At 65.0% G+C, this 18,129-nt stretch carries 20 protein-coding genes; 8 read left to right on the top strand and 12 right to left on the bottom strand.

Annotated features, from left to right (window positions below):
• The first annotated feature begins 6 nt into the window (after positions 1 to 6).
• Entirely contained in the window at positions 7 to 558 is a 552-nt protein-coding gene (locus Q0D31_RS14505; RefSeq protein WP_291852030.1) for a DUF924 family protein, read from the top strand.
• Positions 559 to 666: 108 nt separating this feature from the next.
• Positions 667 to 1,152 (top strand): peroxiredoxin, encoded by a 486-nt coding sequence (locus tag Q0D31_RS14500; protein ID WP_291852027.1) that lies wholly within the window; start codon positions 667 to 669, stop codon positions 1,150 to 1,152.
• A 265-nt stretch (positions 1,153 to 1,417) separates the two neighbouring features.
• Here Q0D31_RS14500 and rnhA read toward each other — a convergent pair whose 3' ends face one another.
• From rnhA to ispH, 3 genes are read right to left on the bottom strand one after another with little or no spacing between them, the layout of a single operon-like run.
• Positions 1,418 to 1,867, bottom strand: coding sequence for a ribonuclease HI (gene rnhA / locus Q0D31_RS14495; RefSeq protein ID WP_291852024.1), 450 nt, complete (start codon positions 1,865 to 1,867; stop codon positions 1,418 to 1,420).
• A complete protein-coding gene (locus Q0D31_RS14490) occupies positions 1,864 to 2,844 on the bottom strand; it encodes a homoserine kinase (RefSeq protein ID WP_291852020.1) in 981 nt (326 codons plus the stop codon). Before Q0D31_RS14490 ends, rnhA begins: the two co-directional genes overlap by 4 nt.
• A 22-nt stretch (positions 2,845 to 2,866) precedes the next feature.
• Complete coding sequence (gene ispH / locus Q0D31_RS14485; RefSeq protein ID WP_291852016.1) at positions 2,867 to 3,844, bottom strand: 4-hydroxy-3-methylbut-2-enyl diphosphate reductase; 978 nt, start codon at positions 3,842 to 3,844, stop codon at positions 2,867 to 2,869.
• Between the two features lie 217 nt (positions 3,845 to 4,061).
• Between ispH and Q0D31_RS14480 the strand changes: the two genes are divergently transcribed.
• Positions 4,062 to 4,757 (top strand): cell cycle transcriptional regulator TrcR, encoded by a 696-nt coding sequence (locus Q0D31_RS14480; protein WP_291852014.1) that lies wholly within the window; start codon positions 4,062 to 4,064, stop codon positions 4,755 to 4,757.
• Positions 4,758 to 4,886: 129 nt separating this feature from the next.
• Here Q0D31_RS14480 and Q0D31_RS14475 read toward each other — a convergent pair whose 3' ends face one another.
• The 4 genes from Q0D31_RS14475 to Q0D31_RS14460 all read right to left on the bottom strand — a co-directional run bounded on the left by Q0D31_RS14475 (position 4,887) and on the right by Q0D31_RS14460 (position 8,376).
• Positions 4,887 to 5,093 (bottom strand): DUF6494 family protein, encoded by a 207-nt coding sequence (locus Q0D31_RS14475; RefSeq protein ID WP_291852012.1) that lies wholly within the window; start codon positions 5,091 to 5,093, stop codon positions 4,887 to 4,889.
• A gap of 12 nt (positions 5,094 to 5,105) precedes the next feature.
• Positions 5,106 to 5,375, bottom strand: a complete 270-nt coding sequence (locus Q0D31_RS14470) for a hypothetical protein (protein WP_291852009.1) — start codon at positions 5,373 to 5,375, stop codon at positions 5,106 to 5,108.
• Positions 5,376 to 5,544: 169 nt separating this feature from the next.
• On the bottom strand, positions 5,545 to 7,455 hold the full coding sequence (locus tag Q0D31_RS14465; RefSeq protein ID WP_291852006.1) for a propionyl-CoA synthetase: 1,911 nt from the start codon (positions 7,453 to 7,455) through the stop codon (positions 5,545 to 5,547).
• A 186-nt stretch (positions 7,456 to 7,641) separates the two neighbouring features.
• The gene (locus tag Q0D31_RS14460) at positions 7,642 to 8,376 is read right to left on the bottom strand and encodes a tetratricopeptide repeat protein (protein WP_291852413.1); all 735 of its coding nucleotides are present in this window, start codon (positions 8,374 to 8,376) and stop codon (positions 7,642 to 7,644) included.
• Between the two features lie 224 nt (positions 8,377 to 8,600).
• On the opposite strand from Q0D31_RS14460, the gene Q0D31_RS14455 reads away from it, so the two are divergent.
• A complete protein-coding gene (locus Q0D31_RS14455) occupies positions 8,601 to 9,377 on the top strand; it encodes a hypothetical protein (protein ID WP_291852004.1) in 777 nt (258 codons plus the stop codon).
• Positions 9,378 to 9,380: 3 nt separating this feature from the next.
• Here Q0D31_RS14455 and Q0D31_RS14450 read toward each other — a convergent pair whose 3' ends face one another.
• Positions 9,381 to 10,184: a glucose 1-dehydrogenase gene (locus tag Q0D31_RS14450; protein WP_291852001.1), complete on the bottom strand. Its 804-nt coding sequence runs from the start codon at positions 10,182 to 10,184 to the stop codon at positions 9,381 to 9,383.
• A gap of 225 nt (positions 10,185 to 10,409) precedes the next feature.
• Here Q0D31_RS14450 and Q0D31_RS14445 point away from each other — a divergent pair, with 225 nt between their 5' ends.
• Positions 10,410 to 12,437, top strand: coding sequence for a TRAP transporter fused permease subunit (locus Q0D31_RS14445; protein WP_291851998.1), 2,028 nt, complete (start codon positions 10,410 to 10,412; stop codon positions 12,435 to 12,437).
• A gap of 25 nt (positions 12,438 to 12,462) precedes the next feature.
• The gene (locus Q0D31_RS14440) at positions 12,463 to 13,428 is read left to right on the top strand and encodes a TAXI family TRAP transporter solute-binding subunit (RefSeq protein WP_291851995.1); all 966 of its coding nucleotides are present in this window, start codon (positions 12,463 to 12,465) and stop codon (positions 13,426 to 13,428) included.
• Positions 13,429 to 13,538: 110 nt separating this feature from the next.
• Here the strand turns inward: Q0D31_RS14440 and Q0D31_RS14435 are convergent, their stop codons facing one another.
• Positions 13,539 to 14,018: a hypothetical protein gene (locus Q0D31_RS14435; protein ID WP_291851992.1), complete on the bottom strand. Its 480-nt coding sequence runs from the start codon at positions 14,016 to 14,018 to the stop codon at positions 13,539 to 13,541.
• A gap of 191 nt (positions 14,019 to 14,209) precedes the next feature.
• Here Q0D31_RS14435 and Q0D31_RS14430 point away from each other — a divergent pair, with 191 nt between their 5' ends.
• The gene (locus tag Q0D31_RS14430) at positions 14,210 to 14,515 is read left to right on the top strand and encodes a hypothetical protein (RefSeq protein ID WP_291851990.1); all 306 of its coding nucleotides are present in this window, start codon (positions 14,210 to 14,212) and stop codon (positions 14,513 to 14,515) included.
• A gap of 63 nt (positions 14,516 to 14,578) precedes the next feature.
• Here Q0D31_RS14430 and Q0D31_RS14425 read toward each other — a convergent pair whose 3' ends face one another.
• The 3 genes from Q0D31_RS14425 to Q0D31_RS14415 form a co-directional block, all read right to left on the bottom strand.
• Complete coding sequence (locus Q0D31_RS14425) at positions 14,579 to 15,778, bottom strand: hypothetical protein (protein WP_291851987.1); 1,200 nt, start codon at positions 15,776 to 15,778, stop codon at positions 14,579 to 14,581.
• Between the two features lie 67 nt (positions 15,779 to 15,845).
• Positions 15,846 to 16,826 (bottom strand): tripartite tricarboxylate transporter substrate binding protein, encoded by a 981-nt coding sequence (locus tag Q0D31_RS14420; protein ID WP_291851984.1) that lies wholly within the window; start codon positions 16,824 to 16,826, stop codon positions 15,846 to 15,848.
• Positions 16,827 to 16,836: 10 nt separating this feature from the next.
• A complete protein-coding gene (locus Q0D31_RS14415) occupies positions 16,837 to 17,466 on the bottom strand; it encodes a CoA pyrophosphatase (protein WP_291851981.1) in 630 nt (209 codons plus the stop codon).
• 73 nt (positions 17,467 to 17,539) lie between these two features.
• Between Q0D31_RS14415 and Q0D31_RS14410 the strand changes: the two genes are divergently transcribed.
• Positions 17,540 to 17,965, top strand: coding sequence for a PaaI family thioesterase (locus tag Q0D31_RS14410; protein ID WP_291851978.1), 426 nt, complete (start codon positions 17,540 to 17,542; stop codon positions 17,963 to 17,965).
• Positions 17,966 to 18,129 lie beyond the last annotated feature (164 nt).

Genomic DNA, 18,129 nt, shown 5'->3' with positions numbered 1-18,129 from the left:
TCGCCGATGGCCGAGGCTGACGTCACGCCAGCCGAAATACTGGCCTTCTGGCGGGATGCCGGCCAGGAGCGCTGGTACGCGGCCGACGACGGCTTCGATGCCGAGTTGCGCCGCCGCTATGCAGGGCTTTGGCGGCAGGCGGCGGCCGGGGAATTGTCGTCGTGGGAAGCGAGCGATGACGGCGCGCTTGCGCTCGTCATCGTGCTCGACCAGTTTCCCCGCAACATGTTCCGCGGCGATGCCCAGGCCTTTTCCACTGACCGCCTCGCGCGCGAGGCAGCGCACCGCGCTATCGAGCGCGGCTCGGACGCGCGGGTCAATCAGGACCTGCGCGAGTTCTTCTACCTGCCGCTGATGCATTCGGAGCATCTGCCCGACCAGTTGCGTTGCGTCGAGTTGTTCCGGAAGTCTGGGCGGCCGGACAACCTGAAATACGCCGAGATCCATGCTGACGTCATAAGGCGGTTCGGCCGCTTTCCTCACCGCAACCGCATTTTGGGGCGCGCCACCACGGCGGAGGAGCAGGCCTTCCTGGATCAGGGCGGCTTTGCCGGCTGATGACGGAATCGTGAATCGTTGCCGCCGTTGCCGTTTCCAGCCTGACGAATATTGTGCCGCCCGACTGCCCGGTCTAAGACACGTCGGCTCATTGAGGGAGATTTGACCATGACGATCAAGGTTGGCGACAAGTTGCCGGAAGCCAAGTTTCGCGTAATGACGACGGAAGGTCCGCAGGTCAAGACCACCGACGACATTTTCAAGGGCAAGAAGGTCGCGCTGTTCGCGGTGCCCGGCGCCTATACCGGCACCTGCCACAAGATGCACCTGCCCAGCATTTTCCTGAACGCCTACGCCATCAAGGACAAGGGCGTGAACACCATCGCCATCGTCTCCGTCAACGACGCCTTTGTCATGAACGCCTGGAAGCGCGACACCGACCAGCGCGACGAAGCCGTGTTCCTGGCCGACGGCAACGCCGACTTCACCAAGGCCATCGGCATGGAACTGGACGCCTCCGGCAACGGCCTCGGCATCCGCTCCAAGCGCTACTCAATGCTGGTGGAAGACGGCGTCGTCAAGAAATTCAACCTCGAGCCCGCGCCCGGCAAGGTCGAGGTGTCCGGCGGCGATACGCTGCTGGGACAGCTGTAGGCCGAGGCGAACGACACTTTCTTCCTTCTCCCCTTGTGGGAGAAGGTGGCAGCCGAAGGCTGCCGGATGAGGAGTCTGCCTCCGCGGAAAGAACCCCTCACCCGTCGCCTCACTTCGTGAGGCGCCACCCTCTCCCACCAGGGTAGAGGGGAAAAGGCATCGCGTAGGATGGGTAGAGCGCAGCGAAACCCATCAACACCGTTCCGCGGATCGCGATGGTGGGTTTCGCTGCGCTCTACCCACCCTACGAAATCACGAAGCCGCTCTACTTCAGCCGCGCCATCGCCACGCCCTCGCGGGCCAGCTGGTCGGCGCGCTCGTTCTCGTCGTGACCGGCGTGGCCCTTGATCCAGTGCCAGCGCACCTGATGCGGCTTCAGCGCGGCGTCGAGGCGTTGCCACAGATCGACGTTCTTGACCGGCTTCTTGTCCGACGTCCGCCAGCCGTTCTTCTTCCAGCCGTGGATCCAGCCGGTAATGCCCTGGCGCACATACTGGCTGTCGGTGGTGAGATCGACCACGCACGGCTTCTTCAGCGCTTCCAGCGCCGAAATCGCCGCCATCAGCTCCATGCGGTTGTTGGTGGTGTGCGCCTCGCCGCCCTTCAATTCTTTCTCGGTGTCGCCGAATTTCAGGATCGCGCCCCAGCCACCCGGCCCCGGATTGCCCGAGCAGGCGCCGTCGGTAAAGACCGTCACGTGAGGCAGTTCGCTCAAGCGGCAAATCCGGGCTGGGTCAGGCCATAGTCGCGCACGCTCTCGACGTTCTGGTGGAAGCGCAGCTTGCGGACGTATTCGAGCGGGTCCTTCGGCTTCACCAGCGCGCCCGGCGGCACGTCGAGAAAATCGACCAGCCGCGTCAGCAGGAAGCGCAGCGCCGAGCCGCGCGCCAATAGCGGCAGCGCCGCCTGCTCCGCCTCCGACAGCTGGCGCTCGCGGCCATAGGCGCTGAGCAGCGCCCGCGCCTTGGTGACGTTGAAGGCGTGGTCCGGCTCGAAACACCACGCGTTCAGGCAGATCGCGACGTCATAGGCCAAGAGGTCGTTGCAGGAAAACGGAAAGTCGATCAGCCCCGACAGCTTGTCGCCGAGAAAGAACACGTTGTCGGGAAACAGGTCGGCATGGATGACGCCGGTCGGCAGGTCCGCCGGCCATCGCGCCTCGAGGTGGTCGAGTTCGCGCCCGATCAGATCGCGCAGGCCCGGCGCGACGCCGTCGGCGCGCGCTGCCGCCTGATCGAACAGCGGCCGCCAGCCTCCGACCGACAATGGATTCTTGCGGAACAGCGCAAAGTCGCGGCCCGCCAGGTGCATCCTGGCGAGGGCCTCGCCAACGCCGGCGCAATGCGTCGCGTTCGGCCGCCGCGGCCAGACGCCTTCGAGGAAGTCGATGATGGCCGCCGGACGCCCGGCCAGTTCGCCATAAACCGCGCCGTTGCAGTTCCGGGCAGGCTGCGGGCAATGCACGCCGCGTTCGGCCAGGTGCGCCATCAACGACAGGAAGTACGGCAGGTCGTCCACCGCCACGCGCTTTTCATAGAGCGTGAGGATGTAGGCGCCCCGGCTGGTGTGCAGCAGGAAGTTGGAATTCTCGACGCCCTCGGCGATGCCCTTGTAGGAGAGCAACTCGCCGATGTCATAGCCGTTCAGGAACTCCGCGAGGTCTTCGGCGGCAACGTCGGTGTAAACCGCCATGGCAATACCTTTTGGCGAGACCTTAGGCGGCGTCGGGCCGTAGCGAACGCGGCAGCGGGAAGAATTCGTTTTCTTCCGCGGCCGAGACCGTCTCCACATGCAGCTGGTATCGCTCGGCAAAGGCGCCCATGATTTCCTCGACGATCACTTCCGGCGCGGAAGCGCCCGCGGTGATGCCGAGGCTCTTGATGCCTTCAAAGCGCGACCAGTCGATGTCGGAGGCGCGTTGCGCCAGCACCGCGACCGGGCAGCCCTCGCGCTCGGCGACTTCACGCAGGCGCTGCGAGTTCGACGAGTTCGGCGCCCCGACCACGATCAGGGCATCGACCACCGGCGCCACCTTCTTGACCGCGAGCTGGCGGTTTGTGGTGGCGTAGCAGATGTCTTCCTTGTGCGGTCCGGAGATGTTGGGAAAGCGTCCCTTCAGCAGCGCAACGATCTCGGCGGTGTCGTCGATCGACAGCGTCGTCTGGGTCACGAAAGCGAGGTTGTTCGGATCCTTCGGCGTAAAGGTCTTGGCGTCTTCCGCGGTCTCGATCAGCGTCACCGCGCCCGGCGGCAACTGACCCAGCGTGCCCACCACTTCCGGATGGTGCGAATGCCCGATCAGCAGGATTTCACGGCCGCGCTTGAAATGGATCGCGGCCTCGCGATGCACTTTGGTGACCAGCGGGCAGGTCGCGTCCAGCGAGAAGAAATTGCGCGCGCGGGCGTCGGCCGGAACCGATTTCGGCACCCCATGCGCCGAAAACACCACCGGTGCGCTGGTGCCGTCGGGAATTTCGGCCAGTTCCTCGACAAAAATCGCGCCCTTGGTCTTGAGGCTGTCGACCACATAGCGGTTATGCACGATCTCGTGGCGGACATAGACCGGGGCGCCATAGATCGCGAGCGCCCGCTCGACGGTGTCGATGGCCCGAACCACCCCGGCGCAAAAGCCTCGGGGCGAACAAAGCACGATCCTGAGGTCTGGTTTGGCTGGTGTAGACGAAGAGGGCATGGGGCTATCTCGGGACCGAATCACCCCTCGCCGGTGGGCAGGGAACGGCCAATTCGCATAAGGACTTGGGGCTGCTTTTGGGCCCTGTCAAGCCACAATAGCGAACCATTGCGCCGATACCCCGGGAAGGCGTATATAGCCCCTGAATTCCCGTCATCCCCGATGACCACAGGCTTCGCCTCCAAAAGAGGTGGGCGAGGCACAAAGGAGATTTGCCATGAGCAATGCACCGCTGATGCCAAAGGCGACGGCCGTGTGGCTGGTTGACAATACCGCGCTGACCTTCGACCAGGTGGCCGATTTCACCAAGATGCACCCGCTCGAGGTCCGCGCCATCGCCGACGGCGACGCCGCCCAGGGCATCAAAGGCATGGACCCTATTTCGACCGGCCAATTGACCCGCGACGAAATCGAACGGGGCGAAAAGGACCCGAACTACCGCCTCAAGCTCGGCGAGAGCAAGGTCGCCCTGCCGCCGGCCGCGAAGAAGAAAGGCCCGCGTTACACCCCGGTCTCGCGCCGCCACGAGCGCCCGAGCGCGATCCTGTGGCTGGTGCGCAACCACCCCGAACTGAAAGACGCGCAGATCATGCGCCTGGTCGGCACCACCAAGACCACCATCGCCTCGGTCCGCGACCGCACCCACTGGAACGCCTCGACCCTGACGCCGATGGACCCGGTGACGCTTGGCCTATGCTCGCAGATCGAGCTTGATTTCGAGGTGCAGCGCGCCGCCAAGGAAAAACCGGTTCCCGCCGCCTACGGTGGCGCGACGCTGCTGCCGGCCTCTGAAACCACCAAGAAGGAGCCGGAGTTCGAGCCGACCGAAAAGGAACGCGAGGACCTCAATGTCGATGCGGTGTTCGCCAAGCTCAAGACGATCGGCGGCAAGAAGCAGGATGCGGACGAATAGGATCGCAGCTGCGGCGATCTACGGCTGATGCCAAGCGCGGCGGGGCGACCTGCCGCGTTTTATCTTGATACATGCCATTGTGGCCGTCACTGCCCTGATGACCGGCCAGAGCGTGGCGTGACGCTCGCGCTAACCCAGTTCGATCTCGTCCGAAATTTCATGTGCGAGGCTGACGCCGCCGACGGTCAGAACGACCTTGGCCGACAGCTTCTCGTTGCCCTTGAGCTTGCCGGCCTTCACCGCGTCGCGCACGGCTTTTTCGATCTCGCGCTGCGAGGTGATGCCGACCTTCTTCAGGAATCTGCGCAGGCTGGCGTTGAAGACGTCTTCATTCATGATGACCTCCGGTTACGGCCGCGTCGGATTGTTGAGCATGTGCTCGGCGAGATTGCGCTGGGCGCGGTCGGTGCGGGCGTTGGCGTTGCCGCGCTGGACATCGCGGTTCTTGCGGCAAATGACATAGTCGTTGGACCCGGCCGCGACGTTGTTGGCGCGGCAGAAAGCATCGTCGTCGGCGCTGGTGTCGACCATGGTCGGCTGGCCGCGCTCGAGGCAGCCGGCGAGGAAGGGGGCTGCAAGCAGGAGAGCGAAGAGGTGTTTTGCGATTCCGGACGGCATTCAGATCCTCTTTTTTCATCTAGTCATTACCGGGCTTGACCCTGCAATCCATCGAAATCAAGGCATTTTGCTGGAACCGTCATTCCGGGATGGTGCGCAAGCACCAGACCCGGAATCTCGAGATTCCGGGTTCGATGCTACGCATCGCCCCGGAATGACGGCCAAATAGTTACACCCTGCCCTTCAGCGCGTCGCCGATTTCGTCCAGCACCTTGGGGTCCTCGATCGTTGCCGGCATGCTCCAGCTTTCGCCGTCGGCGATCTTCTTGATGGTGCCGCGCAGGATCTTGCCGGAGCGGGTCTTGGGCAGCCGGCCGACGGTTATCGCGAGCTTGAACGCGGCGACCGGCCCGAGCTTTTCCCGCACCAGCGCCACGATCTCCTTTTCGATCTCGGCAGGCGGGCGCGTCACGCCGGCCTTCAGCACCAAGAAGCCGCAGGGCACCTCGCCCTTGATCGCATCCTTGACGCCGAGCACGGCGCATTCGGCGACGTCGGGATGCGAGGCCAGGATTTCCTCCATGCCGCCGGTCGAGAGCCGGTGACCGGCGACGTTGATGATGTCGTCGGTGCGGCCCATCACCCAGACATAGCCGTCCTCATCCTTGTAGCCGGCGTCGGAGGTCTTGTAGTAGCCGGGGAATTCGGTGAGATAGGCCTCCTTGAAGCGCGCATCCTGTTGCCACAGCGTCGACAGACAGGCCGGCGGCATCGGCAGCTTGATCACGATCGAGCCCATGGCGCCCGCCGGCAAGGGTCTCGCGGCCTCGTCGACCACGTCGACCTGGTAGCCCGGCATCGGCACCGTCGGCGAGCCGTGCTTGACCGGCAGCATGCCGAGGCCCACCGGATTGCCGGCGATGCACCAGCCGGTTTCGGTCTGCCACCAGTGATCGATCACCGGCACCTTCAACTGCGCCTCCGCCCATTCCACCGTCGGCGGATCGGCGCGCTCGCCGGCCAGGAACAGCGTGCGGAATTTCGACAGGTCATAGTTGCGGATCAACGCACCTTCCGGGTCCTCCTTGCGGATGGCGCGGAAGGCGGTCGGGGCGGTGAACAGGGCGACCGCCTTGTGTTCGGCGATGACGCGCCAGAACGCGCCGGCGTCGGGCGTGCCGACCGGCTTGCCCTCGTACATGATCGAGGTCGCGCCATGGATCAGCGGCCCGTAGACAATGTAGCTGTGCCCGACCACCCAGCCGATATCGGAGCCGCACCACCAGACCTCGCCGGGCCTGACGCCGTAGAGGTTGAACATCGACCATTTCAGCGCGACCAGATGCCCGCCATTGTCGCGCACGACTCCCTTGGGTATCCCGGTGGTGCCCGAGGTGTAGAGAATATAGAGCGGATCGGTCGCGCTGACCGGGGTGCAGGCCGCCGCCTTGCCGACGTCGAGCGCGGCGCGGCGCAGCGACGCCCAGTCATGGTCGCGGCCGGCGACGAGGTCGCAGCCCTGCTGCGGCCGCTGCAGGATGACGCAGTTTTCGGGCTTGACGCTGGAGAGCCTGATCGCCTCGTCGAGCAGCGGCTTGTACTGCACGATGCGGCCGGGCTCGAGCCCGCAGCTCGCCGACAGGATCAGCTTCGGCTTGGCGTCCTCGATCCGGGTTGCGAGTTCCTTGGCCGCGAAGCCGCCGAACACCACCGAATGCACCGCGCCGATCCGCGCGCAGGCCAGCATTGCGAACACCGCTTCAGGCACCAGCGGCATGTAGAGGATAACGCGATCGCCCTTGCCGACGCCGAAATCGGCCATCACGGCGGCCAGCGTCTGCACCTCCCTGAGCATCTCGGCATAGGTGAACTTCGAGACCGAGCGCGACAGCGGCGAATCGTGGATCAGCGCCACCTGGTCGGCGCGGCCGCTCTCGACATGACGGTCGAGCGCATTGTAGCAAGTGTTGACGACGCCGCCGACAAACCAGCGGCCATACGCGCCGATCGAAGGATCGAATACCTTCTTGGCGGGCTCGATCCAGTCGATCTCGCGCGCCGCCTCGGCCCAGAAGCCTTCGGGGTCAGCCAGCGAGCGGGCATGGACCTCGTGGTATTTGCTTTTGTCGTGGATGTTCATGGCGCACTCCCGCTCGAACCTTCCCGGGCCACCTGGCAACCGCCCCGACATGGGCGAGCCTCCGGCGGCCTGCCATTGATCAGGATCAAATCCAGCCGTTTTCTCGACCGCATTGTCACGGGAAGCCGCGGCAGATCAAGCCGGAACAGATCGCAGGGGATCGTCAAGCCGCTCGGCATCGGGCCGCTAAGACCCCTCGCCGGCACGGAGTTGCCGCAGTCGCTGCTTCATCGCCTGTCGCAAATCATAGCCGGGTCGACCGAAGGCGGCGTTGCGGCGGGCGATGAACGCCTCCTGCTCCCGCCGCAGAATGCGCGCCCGGCTCTGACTGATGGCTTCACGCGCCGCCCTGGCATAGGCGCCATCGACCTCGCGATCGAGATCGGCGAGTTCGGGACTGGCGCAGATTGCCCTTTCCACCTTGAGGCGGGCAGTGGCGCAATTGAAGCTCGGCTTGCCCGCGACCGCCTTCAGCGCGCCCAGCCGCTCCAGCTCCTGCGCCATCGACCTGTGGTTGGCCTTGGCGGCGGCGTGGTCGGGCTTCAGCCTGATCGCCGCGGCGAAATCGGCCAGCGCCTTGGGCAGGTCACCCGTCTTGCGCCACAGTTCGCCGCGCGCGTTGTGGATATCGGCAAGCGCCGGATCGAGCTGCAGCACGGCGTCATAGTCGCCGATCGCGCGGTCGATCATCTCCTTGCGCTCATAGGCCCCGGCGCGGACGATCAGCGCCTTGATCCGGTCGGCCTTCGCCGTCTTGGCGTTATCGACGAGCGCGCTGCAAACACTCACGGTCCGCTCGTCATCGCTCGCCAGCGCGGCTGCGAGGCAGGGCGCGGGATCGACCCGTAAATCCCGGGCCGGCTCAACCCCGGTCGCGGATGCATCGGTTGCGAACGCGGCCCAGAGCAGGCAGGCCGCCATCAGGTTGCGGGTGCCGGCATGGAAGCTGTCAGGATGGCCTCGCATGGATTGATCCGGGAAACGCAGTCGGGCACGCCGGATCATATCAAAATACGCGCTTTTTCGACAATAATCGCTTGCAAAGCTAAAGTGCCGTATCAGAACGATCGAGGCCGAAACGACCCGCGCGGGAAACGGCGCCACAGGCGGATGAACCTTTCGGCACGTTCGTAGACTTACCCACCATGACAACATTGACCGACTACAATCCGCCGCGCGCTGTCGCGCATGCCCAAACCACTTACTTCTATTTCTACATGGCGCTGGCCTGCCTGGCCGTCGCCTTTCTCGGCTTCGCGCCGACCTACTGGCTGCCGCTCGCCAGGGGAACGTTGTCGGCCTCGCCCGTCATTCACTTTCACGGGCTGCTGTTTTTCGCCTGGTCGCTCTATTTCGCTTTGCAGAGCTGGCTCGCCGCCTCAGGCCGAATAGCCCGGCACCGGGCGAGCGGCATGATCGGCGTATCGCTGGCGACCGCGATGACGATCTTCGGCTTCCTGGCGGCCGTGAGCGCGATGAAGCGCTCCGCGGCGGCAGGATTGACCGATGACGGAATTGCGTTTGCGATCGTCCCACTCAGCGGAATTGCGTTTTTCGCGGTGGTGTTCGCGCTTGCCGTCGCGGCGGTTCGTCGTCCGGACACCCACAAGCGGCTGATGCTGCTGGCCGGCATTTCGCTGCTGGACGCCGCCGTCGCGCGTTGGTTTATCACCTTCCTGGCGCCGCCCGGCCCGGTCGGCCCGCCGCCAGTCCCAGTCACGATCCCTCCCGCCATTGTCGCCTATCTGCTGCTGGTGGTCGCCATCGTTCACGATTGGCGCAGGCGTGGCCGTCCGCATCCAGTCTATGTCTATGGCGGCGTCGCGCTGATCGCCGTCAAGCTCCTGAACTGGCCGATCAGCCTCACACCGCTCTGGCATTCCTTCGTCGGCGGCCTATTGGCGATGGCGCAGCAGCAGTAACCCTCAACTCGTTTTCACCGTGATCCCGCCATCGACCACCAGTTCGATCCCGGTGACGTAGCGGGAGTCGTCGGAGGCGAGGAACAGCGCGGCGTTGGCGACGTCCCAGGCGTCGCCCATGTGCCCCATCGGCACCTGCGCGTCGCGCGCCCGCCACATCGCCTCGACGTCCCCCGCCGAATAGCTGGCCGCAAGCCCCGCCGAATGCGCCACCATCGGCGTCTTCATCAGGCCCGGCAGGATGCAGTTGACACGGACATGGTCGCGCGCGAACTGCACGGCCGTGGTCCGCGTCATCTGGTTCATCGCCGCCTTGGAGGCGCCGTAGCTGACATAGGATATTCCCAGATGGCGGATCGAGGCGATCGAGGAGATGTTGATGATCGAGCCGCCGCCCTGCTTCTGCATCACCGGGATCACGTGCTTCATGGCGAAGTAGGCGCTCTTTAGGTTGACCGCGAAGACGTGGTCCCAGCTCGCCTCCGTCACCTCGACGACGCTGCCCATTTCGGCGATGCCGACATTGTTGTCGAGCACGTCGATGCGGCCATGGGCCTTCAGGCACGCCGCCACCATCGCCTCGACCTCGGCTTCGCGCGAGACGTCAGCGACAAAGGCCATCGCCTTGCCGCCCTCGCCGGCGATGATGTCAACGGTTTCCTGCGCAGCGGATGCGTTGCGGTCGACGCAGAACACCTGCGCGCCCTGCCGCGCAAAGGTCACGGCGGTCGCCTTGCCGTTACCCCAGCCCGGCCCGATCGAGCCCGCACCCACCACCATCGCCGTCTTGCCCTTGAGCCGCTCCATCGACGTATCCCCCTGCTGTCGCCCTTGTTGCCGGCCGGCGCATGGCCGTCACGGTGACGCTTTTCGGCTGACAGAAGCCACCCGACGAGGCCCCGAGGATTTTTATCATGGCACAGCCGCCAATCCCCGGCAGCCCCCCTTGCCATGTTCCGCCAAACCAGACTGAATGCGCCGCGAAAAGGTCCACCACGTGGGGCCGATAAGCGAAGGGGCCCCCGGGGAAGCATGGCAGCCGACAAGACAACACCGCCCCATGACGAGATCGAGGCGGTTTCGAACGAGGCCCTGCTGAAGGCGGAGTCCTTCGTCGCAGCGGAAGAAGGCGCGGCGAACCGCCTGATGGGGTGGGCAGGGAGAATTTCGACCACGATCGCCGTGGTGATGAGTCTGTTCCACCTCTACGCGGCCTATGCCATCGTTCCGACGCAGGAACTTCGCTACACCCACGTCGCCTTCACGCTGGTCCTGAGTTTCCTGCTGTTTCCGCTGGCGACGCGGTTTCGCAACCGGGTGCGCTGGTGGGATGTCGTTCCCGGTATCTTCGCGGTCGCGACCATCGCCTACGCGTTGTGGGGAGGTGAGGACTTTACAGATCGCGCCACCGCGCCTGACCGCTGGGACGTGATCGTCGGCATTGTATTCATTGTCCTGCTGCTGGAGGCGACGCGGCGCACCACTGGGGCGATCATGCCCGTGGTGGCGCTGCTGTTCATCGCCTATGCCATGCTGGGTCCTTACCTTCCGGCGCCGTGGACCCATCGCGGCTACGACCTGCCGCGGCTGGTCGGCCACCTCTTCATCACCCTGGAAGGCATCTTTGGCGTCGCCGTCGACGTGTCGGCGACGCTGATCCTGCTGTTCACCGTCTATGGCGCGTTCCTGCAGCATTCCGGCGCCGGCAAGTTCTTTATCGATTTCTCGCTGGCGCTGATGGGCGGAAAGCCCAACAGCGCCGGCCGGACCGTGGTGCTGTCGTCATTCCTGCTCGGCGGCCCCTCCGGTTCGGGCGTCGCCACCACGGTCATGATCGGGACCGTGGCCTATCCGATGATGGCCAAGGCCGGCTTCGAGAAGAACGCCGCAGGAGGACTGCTCGCCGCCGGCGGGCTGGGCGCGATCCTGTCGCCGCCGGTGCTTGGCGCCGCCGCGTTCCTGATCGCCGAATTTCTCAAGCTCAGCTATCTCGACGTGATCTGGATGGCGACCATCCCGACCTGTCTGTACTATATGTCCCTGCTGTTCATGGTCGAACTCGACGCCAAGAAATTCGGCGCCAGGGCCGTGACGTTCAAGCCGGAACTGAGCGTCGGCGCGATGACGAAGCGCTATGGATTTCACTTCATTTCGCTGCTCGCCGTGGTCGCGTTCATGATGATCGGCTATTCCGCATCGCTGTCGGTGTTCTACGCCATCGTGGTCACCTTCGCGCTCAGCTTCCTGCGAAAGGATACCGCGCTGGTTCCGACCCGGCTGGTGAAGGCGCTCGCCGACGGCTCGATCGGCGCGTTGAACGCCGCGACCACCTGCGCCTGCGCCGGCATCGTCGTCGGGGTCGTGACGCTGACCGGCCTTGGCCTCAAATTCTCCTCGATCGTCATCAGCTATGCCGGCGGCAGCCTGCTGCTGACGGCGATCTATACCTCGCTGATCGTCTGGATCATCGGCCTCGCGGTGCCGGTGACCGCCTCCTACATCATCTGCGCTGTCATCGCCGCACCCGCGCTGGTCAAGCTCGGCGTGCCCGATTACGCCGCCCACATGTTCATCTTCTATTACGCCGTCTTGTCCGAGGTTTCGCCGCCGACGGCGCTTTCGCCGTTCGCGGCGGCCGCCATCACCGGCGGCGACCCCTACAAGACCACGTTGCAGTCCTGGAAATACACGCTGCCGGCGTTCCTGGTGCCGTTCGTATTCGTGCTCGACCCGCAGGGCGTCGGCCTCCTGCTGTCGATCCCCAAGGGTGGCTCATGGGTCGACATCCTCGAAATCACGATCAAGACCACCCTGGGGCTGCTGGCGCTCGCCGCCTTCGCCCAGAACTGGACGCTGCGACAAAATACGCGGCTCGAACGCGGCCTGCTTCTGCTATCCGGATTGCTGCTGGTGTTTCCAAGCCTGATCGAGGCGATCATCGAATGGATTATCGGTCGCGATATTGGCTATACCTACGTTCCCGGCCTGATCATCGGCCTGGGCGTGGTGCTATGGCAGGCCCGAACGCCGGGGCCGAAACGACCGGCGCTCACGACGTAACAGGGAACAATCGAGGATGAGGACCATGAAGCAGGCCGCAGCGATACTGGCCGTGACGATTTCCGCAGGGCTCGCCTTCGCCGGCGTAGCCCACGCCCAGCAGAAGACCATGTCGATCGGGACCGGCGGCACCGGTGGCGTCTACTATCCGCTCGGCGGCGCCGTGGCCAACGTGCTCTCGAAAAACCTTCCCAACGTGCAGGCCACCGCCGAGGTCACCGGCGGCTCGATCGACAATCTCAAGCTGATCGGTGCCGGCAAGAGCGAACTGGCGTTCACCATGGCTGATGCCGCCCTCGATGCGTTGCAGGGCCAGGACAAGTTCAAGGGCGGCAAGGTCCCGTTGCAGGCGTTGCTCGTGGTCTACCCGAACCGCATGCACGTCGTGACGGTGGAGGGAACCGGCATCCAGACCATGGCCGATCTGAAGGGCAAGCGGGTTTCGACGGGCTCTCCTGGCAGCGCCACCGAGGTGATGGCGTTCCGCGTCATCGAGGCCGCCGGCCTCGACAAGGACAATGATCTGAAGCGCGAGCGGCTCGGCGTTTCCGAATCCGTCAACGCCGTCAAGGACCGCAAGATCGACGCCTTCTTCTGGGTCGGCGGCATCCCGACCGCTGCGGTGACCGATCTCGCCGCGACGCCCGGGCTCAAGCTAAAGCTGATCGATCATGGCGACGTCGTCGAGAAAATGAACGCCAAATACGGCAAGCTCTATACGGCCAGCAAGATCAAGGCCGGCTCGTATCCCGGCTATGACAAGGATAACTCGATCGCCGAAGTCTGGAACCTGATCGTCACCGGCGACAAGATGAGCAACGAGGACGCCTACGCCATCGTCAAGACGCTGGTGGAGAAGAAGGCCGACATCGTCGCCGTTCACCGGGAAGCCGAGAGCTTCACGCTCGACAACCAGGTCCAGCAGCGCTCGCCGATTCCGTTCCATCCCGGCGCGCTGAAGTACTTCAAGGAGAAGGGCGTCGGGGGATAGAAATTCGCGCAGCCTGAAGATGAAAATTCGATGACCGCGGCCGGTCATGGCCCGCGGTCATTTTCTTGTCGGAAGACCACGCGGCCATGACGTTCGGAGCGGGGCCCCACTCACTCGAACTTCATGTCGACGCATTTGGAAATGTCGGAGCCGAGGCCGGAGGCGATGGTGATGCAGCCGCGCGCCTTCAGCGCGGTATTGTCGCTGGCCCAAACCGCATAGCCGCCCGGGCCGAAGAACGAATTGGTGTTCGGCGGCTCGGTCTCGGTCGCGTCGAATGAATAGTTCGAATCCGTAGCGAAGATGCGCGGTTTCTTGGCGCAGCCGCCGTCGGCCTGCACATTGATGACCTCCTTGTTGTCCCGCGTCAGCGCCAGCGAGACCTGGCAGCGGAAATACTCGGAGGTCTTGACGTTGAAGATGTAGGCATAGGATCTGCACGTCGCCGTATTGAGCTTGCCTGGCGACAGGCCACGGCTGCAGGCAATGCGCTGGTTGTTGCTGATCCTGTAGTCGTTGGCCTCCACAGCCTGCGCCAGCGTCATGACCGACAAGGCAGCCCCGAGACCGATTTTCACGACGTGGTTCATCCGAATCATCCTATGACGTCTCATGCACTGCGGGGCTTGTAGCCGAAGCCGGCAACATAGTCGCGAAGTCGCACGCGGGAAATCACAAACTCTCAAGGCCTGCGTGATGCGTCGAAAGTGCGGATTGACGAAGCGATGCCGTTCGTGATTTGTTCAGAGCATGGGAGTCGCGCGATTGTGGAGATAAGACAATGATCAGATTTTCAACCAAAGTGATTCTGGTGACCGCCGCGCTGGCGGGACTGGCGACGTATGCGCGTGCGCAAGGTGCCGCGCCGACGCCCTGGGAGCTGAAATCGGACACCGGCTATGCCTATGGCAAGGACGGCAAGACGCTGTCCTACAAGATGGGCACCAACAATGCCGGCACACTGCTGAAGGGCGCCAAGAAGGTGCCGAGGGGCACGTTGTTCTTCATCGGCCAGAACGGCCAGCTCTATATGCGCTCCGGCCCCTATCTCGAGGGCGACGGAAAGTTCATGTTCGGCACGAATTGAGCGATCTGCCATCGACGGGATTTCTTCCGCGTCGTCGGCCGAACGCCGCCCGGTGACGTCCCGCTAGAACGCCGCCGCCAGTTCTTTGGCGCCCGGCTTGCCGCTGTTGACGTCCATCCGCTCGTCGGTGATCGCCAGCAGCTTCGCCACCGTATTGTGCCGGCTCACCACCGGGTTGCGCTCGTAGCCGCCGCGCTGGAAGAAGTTCGCGGTCGGCACCTGCTCGCGCATCGCCTGTGGCATCGTCACCATGTCGAGCCCGGTGCCGTCGCCGGTCAGGTTCATCATTTCGAGTTCGGCCGCCGTCAGCGGCCGGGTGTGGCCCTTGGTGCGCGCGAAGTGGACCGAGGTCAGGAGCTTGTGGGTCTGCAGCATCGGCCCGACGTCGATATCCAGCACCATGGCGTGGACACCCCAGCCCTGCGGCGTGCTGGCGAGCTTCTCTTGCGCCGACCATTCGCCCGACACGCTGCGCGAGAACGCCACCATCTTCTTCAGCACTGCGAGCTTGTGCTCCATCGCCTGGCGCGACGGGCCTAACAGGGCCGCGGCCTTCGCCGTCAGCGACTTGATGAGTTCGTTGCCCTGCTCGGCCATCAGCACCATGGTGTTGGTGGTGAGCAACTGGTTGTAGCCGACCGCGGTCGAGATCGCGCGCGAGCCCGGCCGCGAGGTGCTCAGTCCCGATTGCATGTCGTGATTGCCGTTGCCGCCGGTCTCGAACGCATACACCCGCACCGCCTGCTCGCGCGTCAGGCCGGCGGCCAGCGCGTAGCGCGCATAGGCGCGCTTGAAGTCGACTTCGGCGGCCGGGCGCTGCGGCGCGAACTGGAAATGCTCGGCGGCGGCCTTGAGGAAGTCGGCGACAACAGGAATCGGCCGGCGTTCCCGCGGCGGCTTCTCCTCCTCCGGCAGCGGGCTCACCGGCTGCTTCGGACCCGTGTAGGCCGGCGGCTGCGTCAGCACGTAATCATCAAGCGTGATCGGCCGGCGCTCCCGGCGCTTGGCGTTGCGGCCGCGCCGCTTCTCGGTGATCGAGGTCCAATAGGCGCCCGCCTCCCGCTCGAACGCGGCGCGCGCGGCCTCGTACTCCTTCAGCTTGCGGCGATATTCGGCGATCGCCTGCGGCGAGGCCGCCTGCCCCATCGCATTCGTAACCGCGACGGAAAGCCCGCCCGCCTCCATCGCCACGGCGGACGGCGCGCCCGCGAGCAGCGCGAGCGCGACCAATCCGGAACCCATGCGAATCAAAGGCGGGCGCATCGGGCCGTTGTAGCAAGCGGGCGGCGCAAGTCAGCCCCTCCCGCGGCCGGCGGAACCGGAACCCGTCTCACTCCTTTTCGATGCCGCTCTCCTTGAGCAGCTGCGACCACTTCTTCTCGTCCCGGTCGATGAAGGCGGCGTAGTCTTCCGGCGAGCCGGGCGTGATCTCGGTGCCGTCATGGCCGAGTTGCCTCTTCACGGAATCGGAGCCGAGCGCGTCGCGCAACGCCTTGTTGAGCTTGTCGATGATCGGCCGCGGCGTGCCGGCGGGGGCGACAAGCCCGTAATAGAGCGAGGCGTCGAAGCCCGGCAGGCCCGCTTCGATCATCGTCGGCACGTCGGGCAACAGGCTCGACCTGGCCGTGCTGGTCACCGCCAGCGCACGCAATTTGCCGGCGGCGACATTGGCGTGCGAGCCCGGGACCGGCGCGAACGCCGTCATGATATGGCCGCCTAGCAGATCGGTCATCGCCGGTCCGCTGCCCTTGTAGGGAATGTGAACCAGCTTGATGCCGGCGGCGCGGGCGAAATACTCGCCGGTGACGTGGCTGGCGCTCCCGGCGCCAGCCGAGCCGAAATTGACCTTGCCGGGGTTGGCCTTGGCATAGGCAATCAGCTCGGCAATGGTTTTCGCCGGGAACGAGGGATGCACCACCAGCGAATTCGGCGCGTTGCCGATCAGGCCGATCGGGGCGAAATCCCTGCGCGGATCGTAGCCGGGATTCTTGTAGAGCGAGGGGCCGACCGCCAGCGTGCCGGTGTAGCCCAGCAGCAGCGTATAGCCGTCGGGATCGCTGTGGGCGACCGCCTTGGTGCCGATGGTGCCGCCGGCGCCGGGGCGGTTGTCGACAATCACCTTCTCGCCGAGCAGCTCGCTCATCTTGTCGGCAATGCCGCGGCCGACGACCGTCGTGCTGCCGCCGGGCGCGAACGGAATCACCAGGGTGATGGCGCGGGCGGGATAGTTCTGCGCCAACGCGGGAGCGGATGCGCCGAGGCCGAAGGCGGCGCCGAGCGCGGCGGATATCCATATCGTTGCAGACCGCACGGGGAGCCCTCTATTTCCAGGCGAACACGGGTTGTTCGAGGTCGGCCACGCGGGTCTGGCGGCCCGCCAGCACTTCGCCGAACTGGTAGATCAGCGCCGCCGTCGGCGCGTGGATATGCTGGCCGTCATGGCGGAAGCGGATCACCCGCCGCGTGCTTTCCGGGATCGTGGTGAAGCTGAAGGCGTCCGCGCGCTCGATGTCGGCAAGCGCGATCCGGTGCACCGAGGCGACCTCGGCAGGGTTGGGCGTGATCGCAGCATCCGCGCCGACCCAGACCACCACCGGCGTGATCAGGTAGCCGGACCGGGTCGGGTAGTCGTCGAGCAGGCCGAGCACGCAGCCCTCGGCGAGTTCGACCCCCAATTCCTCGTGCAGTTCGCGCAAGGCGGCCTGCGCCTGGGTCTCGCCGGGATCGCAGCGCCCGCCCGGCAGCGCCCATTGGGCGGCGTGGGAGCGCAGGCTGGCGGCACGGCGGGTCAAAAGAAACGCCGTGCCCTCCCCCGCCTCGGCCGCGGTGAGGGCGATGGCGACGGCGGCGCGCTTCAGCGCCGGCAACGCGGGACCGGCCGGGGCGCGCGTGAACGCCGCGCAGCGGCTGGCGATATTCCGCCGTGTGGTATCGTCGAATGACCGGACCATCCCGCTTGACTACACCACCCGCGCGACCGATGAAATGACCCCAGCCGCATGACAGACGATCGGAACGCAGGACATGAGCGCCAGGGCCGCGGACAAGCTGAAATCCGACGGCTGGAAGATCGTCGAGACCACCGGCTTCCTGCATCTGATCGGCCCGCTGTGGCACCGCGTCGTCGACGGCGGGCATGAATATGCGCTGGCCACCGAGGACAAGCACCACAACCGCCGCGGCCTGGTGCAGGGCGGCGTGCTGATGACGTTTGCCGACCGCAGCTGCGGCATGACCGCCCGCTTCGTCTCCGGCAAGCCGACCTTGGCGACGGTGCAGCTCGATACGCATTTCGTCGAGGCCGGCAAGATCGGCGAGGTCTTGGTGTCGAAGCCGCATGTCGTGCGCGCCACCAGGAGCCTGATTTTCATCACCACCGAGGTGACGGTGGACAAGCGCTGTATCGCGATGGCGAGCGGCGTGTTCAAGATATTGAAGAACGAGGGATGAGGTACCGTCATTCCGGGGCGCGAAGCGAACCCGGAATCTCGAGATTCCGGGTTCGATGCTTCGCATCGCCCCGGAATGACGGGCCAGGATGAAGGCGCTTTCTTACCTCGCCCCGCTTGCGGGGAGAGGTCGGACTGCGAAGCAGTCCGGGTGAGGGGGCGCCG

The sequence above is a fragment of the Bradyrhizobium sp. genome, assembly GCF_022844465.1.
Taxonomy (GTDB): Bacteria; Pseudomonadota; Alphaproteobacteria; order Rhizobiales; family Xanthobacteraceae; genus Bradyrhizobium.
This window is presented reverse-complemented; position numbering and strand designations above follow the sequence as displayed.